4 protein-coding genes are annotated in these 4,092 nt (G+C 73.0%); all 4 read right to left on the bottom strand.

What is annotated here, in order from left to right; all coding sequences use genetic code 11:
• Positions 1–1,042, bottom strand: a 1,042-nt coding sequence (gene mshC / locus ABZU46_RS31250) for a cysteine--1-D-myo-inosityl 2-amino-2-deoxy-alpha-D-glucopyranoside ligase (protein ID WP_354863292.1), incomplete at its 3' end; no start/stop codon positions are given.
• 66 nt (positions 1,043–1,108) lie between these two features.
• The gene (locus tag ABZU46_RS31245; RefSeq protein WP_354863291.1) at positions 1,109–1,927 is read right to left on the bottom strand and encodes an SCO1664 family protein; all 819 of its coding nucleotides are present in this window, start codon (positions 1,925–1,927) and stop codon (positions 1,109–1,111) included.
• Positions 1,924–2,505, bottom strand: coding sequence for a DUF3090 domain-containing protein (locus ABZU46_RS31240; RefSeq protein WP_354863290.1), 582 nt, complete (start codon positions 2,503–2,505; stop codon positions 1,924–1,926). The genes ABZU46_RS31245 and ABZU46_RS31240 overlap by 4 nt, the downstream gene beginning before the upstream one ends.
• A gap of 175 nt (positions 2,506–2,680) precedes the next feature.
• Complete coding sequence (locus ABZU46_RS31235) at positions 2,681–3,394, bottom strand: MSMEG_4193 family putative phosphomutase (protein WP_354863289.1); 714 nt, start codon at positions 3,392–3,394, stop codon at positions 2,681–2,683.
• Positions 3,395–4,092: the final 698 nt, after the last annotated feature.

Raw genomic sequence — 4,092 nt, 5'->3', positions numbered from 1 at the left:
CGGCGGCCCGCCGCCAGCGGTCCAGGCGCTCCTGCGCGGCCGTGAGCAGCTCGTCGGTCCACGTGCGGTCGCCGCGGTAGTGCCCGGAGATCAACGCCAGCCGGATCGCCATCGGGTCGACCTTGTCGGCGCGCAGCCGGGAGACGAAGACCAGGTTGCCGCGCGACTTGGACATCTTCTCGCCGTCCAGGCCGATCATCCCGGCGTGCACGTAGTGCTCGGCGAACGGCGCCTGGCCGGTGAGCCGCTCGGCGTGCGCGGCGGACGCCTCGTGGTGCGGGAACAGCAGGTCGTTGCCGCCACCCTGCACGTCGATCCGGTCGCCGAGCAGGTTCAGCGCGATGACCGCGCACTCGATGTGCCAGCCCGGCCGGCCCGGGCCCAGCTCCCCGCCCGGCCAGGACGGCTCCCCCTCGCGGGCGCCGCGCCACAGCAGCGGATCGAGCGGGTCGCGCTTGCCGGCGCGGGCCGGGTCACCGCCGCGCTCCGGGAAGATCTCCAGCATCTGCTCGCGGGTCAGGTTGGACTCGTAGCCGAACCGGCCGGTGGCGGAGATGTCGAAGTAGACGTCGCCGGTGCCGTCGTCGAGCCGGTACGCGGCGCCATCCTTGAGCAGCACCTCGACCTTGTCGGCGATGTCCGGGATCGACTCGACGGCGCCCACGTAGTGCTCCGGCGGGATGATCCGCAGCGCCTCCATGTCCTCGCGGAACAGCGCCGTCTCCCGCATCGCCAGGACCACCCAGTCCTCGCCGTCGCGGGCGGCCCGCTCCAGCAGCGGGTCGTCGATGTCGGTGACGTTCTGCACGTAGCGCACCGGGCGCCCGGCGTCCCGCCACATCCGCTGCACCAGGTCGAACGTGATCATGGTGGCGGCGTGGCCGAGGTGGGTGGCGTCGTACGGGGTGATGCCGCAGACGTACATGCTTCCCGCGTCGACCGGCTCGCTCGGGTGGACGCCCTGCCGCGCCGAGTCGTACAACGCCAGCGGCTCGCCTCTGCCCGGCAGCCGTGGCACCTCGTGTCCCGCCCAAGACTCCATGGCCTCAGCCTAACCAGCCCTCAGGCGGCACCGGGCCGCCCCACGGGTGATCAAGATGACAGCGGTTCACATCGGCGGCCAGGGCACCGCCGGCCAGTCCTCCGGCGGCTGCGGAAAGCGGCCGGTCTTGCGCAGAACGTCGATGCGGACGGCCAACTCGGCGATCTCGCTGATCGTCAGGTGATCGGCCAGCTCGTCGCCGAGCGCCCCGGCGACCTGCCCGGCAAGGCCGTCGAGCATCTCCACGGCGTCCGGCGGCAACTGCTTTCCGGCCCAACCCCACAGCACCGTCCGCAGCTTGCCCTCGACGTGGAAGCTCACCCCGTGGTCCACGCCGTAGATCCGGTCGTCCGCGCCGACCAGCACGTGGCCACCCTTGCGGTCCGCGTTGTTGATCACCGCGTCGAGCACCGCGAGACGGGCCAGCCGGGGGTCGTCGGCGTGGGCGAGGGCGTACGCGACGCCGTCGTCGTCCCGCGCCGCCGCGATGGGGAACCAGCGTGGCGGTAGCTCGTCGGCCGGCACGAACCCGACGAGCGGCTCGGCGTCGTCCGGCTCGTCGATCCAGAGCTGGCAGGAGCCGGGGCCGAACGGCCCGTCGCGCAGCACGGTGGGCGGCACCAGACCCCAGCCGGTGGCGTCGGAGACCAGGAACGCCGACACCTCCCGCCCGGCGAGGGTGCCGTCCGGGAAGTCCCACAGCGGGCGCTCGCCGCGCACCGGCTTGTAGACACAGCGGGCCGTGACCCCGTCGAGGGTCAGGATGCCCCGCAGGGTGGTGTTCGACGCGTCGACCAGCCGGCCCTCCAGGTCGAGCGTGCCGTCGCGCAGCAGCCGCAGCGCGGCGTCACCGTCGCGCAGGGGCTCGAGGCCGGACAAGGTCACCGGTGGTAACCGTTGTGCCGCGGGCACAGGTGCCCGGCGGGATCCAACGGCTGGCCGCACAGGGGGCACGGCGGCCGGCCCGCGTTGACCACGCGCCGGGCCCGCTCGATGAACTGGCGGGTGGCCTGCGGGGTGAGCCGGACCCGAAGCCGGTCCAGGTCCTCGTCCGGCTCGTCGTCCTCGTCCTCGTCGTCTTCGTCGTCCTCGTCGCCCAGCTCGACCTCGGGCTCGACCTCGCCAGCGGCGATCGCCTCGATCACCACGGTCGCGGTGTCCACGTCGAAGGCCAGCCCGAGGGTCCCGACGCGGAACTCCTCGTCGACCGGAGTGTCCAGCGGCTCGTTGTCGCCGATCACCGGCGCCAACTCGGGCAGGTCCACCCCGAAGCGACGCTGCGCCTCGGTGAGCAGCTCCTCCAGCTTCTCGGCGAGCAGGGACACCTGGACCTTCTCCAGCGCGACGCTGACCAGCCTGCCGCCGCCGCGGGCCTGCAGGAAGAACGTGCGCTCCCCCGGCGGCCCGACAGTCCCGGCGACGAACCGCTCCGGCGGTTCGAAGGCGTGCACCTGGTGGGTCATACCCACGACCCTATCCGGCCCGCCATGGCATCGCGCACCCCACCGACCCGAATCACCGCAGGGGCAACGCGCCCGGTGTATCGGGGGCCACACCCGGGCGTGGCGGCCCCTCGGGCCGTGGCGGCCTCGGCGTTCGCGGCCCCGGCCTTGGTCGGTGGCGGCGTCACCGCGCGCGTCACCTGGCCGCACCAGCCCCGCCGCCCACGGCGGCGTCCGAGTCGGCCGCCCGGGTGGCCCGCCGACGCCGCTTGCGCGGCGGTGGAACCAGCGCGGCGAGGTCACCGCCGGTGTCGTTGAGCCGCACCAGGAACGGTCGCAGCGGCGTGAAGCGGATCGCGGTCACCGACGCCGGGTCGGCCACGATCCGCTGAAAAGCATCCAGGTGTACGCCGAGCGCGTCCGCCACGATGGCCTTGATCACGTCACCGTGGCTGCACGCCAGCCAGACCGCCTCGGGCCCGTGCTCCGCGCTCACCCGGGCGTCCCAGTCGCGTACGGCCGCCACCGCGCGGGCCGCCATCGCCGCCATCGCCTCCCCCTGCGGGAAGACCGCCGCGCTGGGATGCTGCTGGACCACCGGCCAGAGCGGCTCCTTGGCGAGCTTCTTCAGCGGCTGCCCCTCCCAGCTGCCGTAGTCGCACTCGATCAGCCCCTCCTCGACCACCGGCGTGGCCTGCGGCACCGCCAGTTCCAGGGTCTGCCGGCAGCGGATCAGCGGACTGGTGACGACCGCCGCGAGCGGCACCGCCCGCAACCGTTCCCCCACCGCCGTGGCCTGGGCGCGCCCGGTGTCGTCCAGTTCGACCGGCTGCCGACCGGCCAGGCCGCCGTCGGCGTTCGCCGTGGTACGGCCGTGTCGCAGAAGCAGAAGGGTCGCCACACCGATCACCCTAGGGCCTCACCCGTGCCTCCGATCGCCGCGGGCTCCGGGCCGCACCCCGTGCCGTTCTCCGAGGCCGGGCTCCGAGGCCGGGCTCCGAGGCCGAGTTCTTTGATCGACTCGGGCTCTTGAATGTCGGGGTGTCCCGGTCGTCCGGATGCCCCGGTTTGCAGGAACCCGAGTCGATCAAGCCTGAGGGTGCGAATGACTGCCACCGGCAGGTCAGGCGCCCTGCTGGCTATGAGGGATTGGCCAATCGGGCGCCGAGCCCCGGCAGCGATGTGGGAGTGTCCCGCTCGCTTGGTATGACGATGTCGCCGACCTGGAGTCGATCATCGCCGGGCAGCCGGCCTGACGCGCCCGACCTGTCCAGTCGGGCGTGATGTCCGCTTGGCGACGGCTGGCGACGGCTGACGCGTTCGGCAATGATCGACACGGTATCGGTGGGGATGTCCTGCTCGCCTGATACGGCGATGTCGCCGACCTGGAGTGGATCACCGCCGGGCAGCCGGCCTGACGCGCCCGGCCTGGTGTGTTCTGGGCCTGGTGTCTGGTTCGGGCCGGCGCTCACCTGTGACCGGTCGCATCCGTGGGCTGGAATCGTGGCGGGCCGGGGGTCGTTACATACCCTGACGATCGCAGGACCACGGCCACCCGCCCCGCCCGCTCGACCGGCGGGGGAATGGCCGGCCGCGCCGGCTCGTTGC

Source organism: Micromonospora sp. NPDC005197 (assembly GCF_040608295.1).
In the GTDB taxonomy this organism is placed as follows: Bacteria; Actinomycetota; Actinomycetes; order Mycobacteriales; family Micromonosporaceae; genus Micromonospora.
This window is presented reverse-complemented; position numbering and strand designations above follow the sequence as displayed.

Coding starts and splice junctions, on each gene's coding strand:
- ABZU46_RS31240 (WP_354863290.1), bottom strand. CDS start 2,505: ATGACCCACCAGGTGCACGCCTTCGAACCGCCGGAGCGGTTCGTCGCC.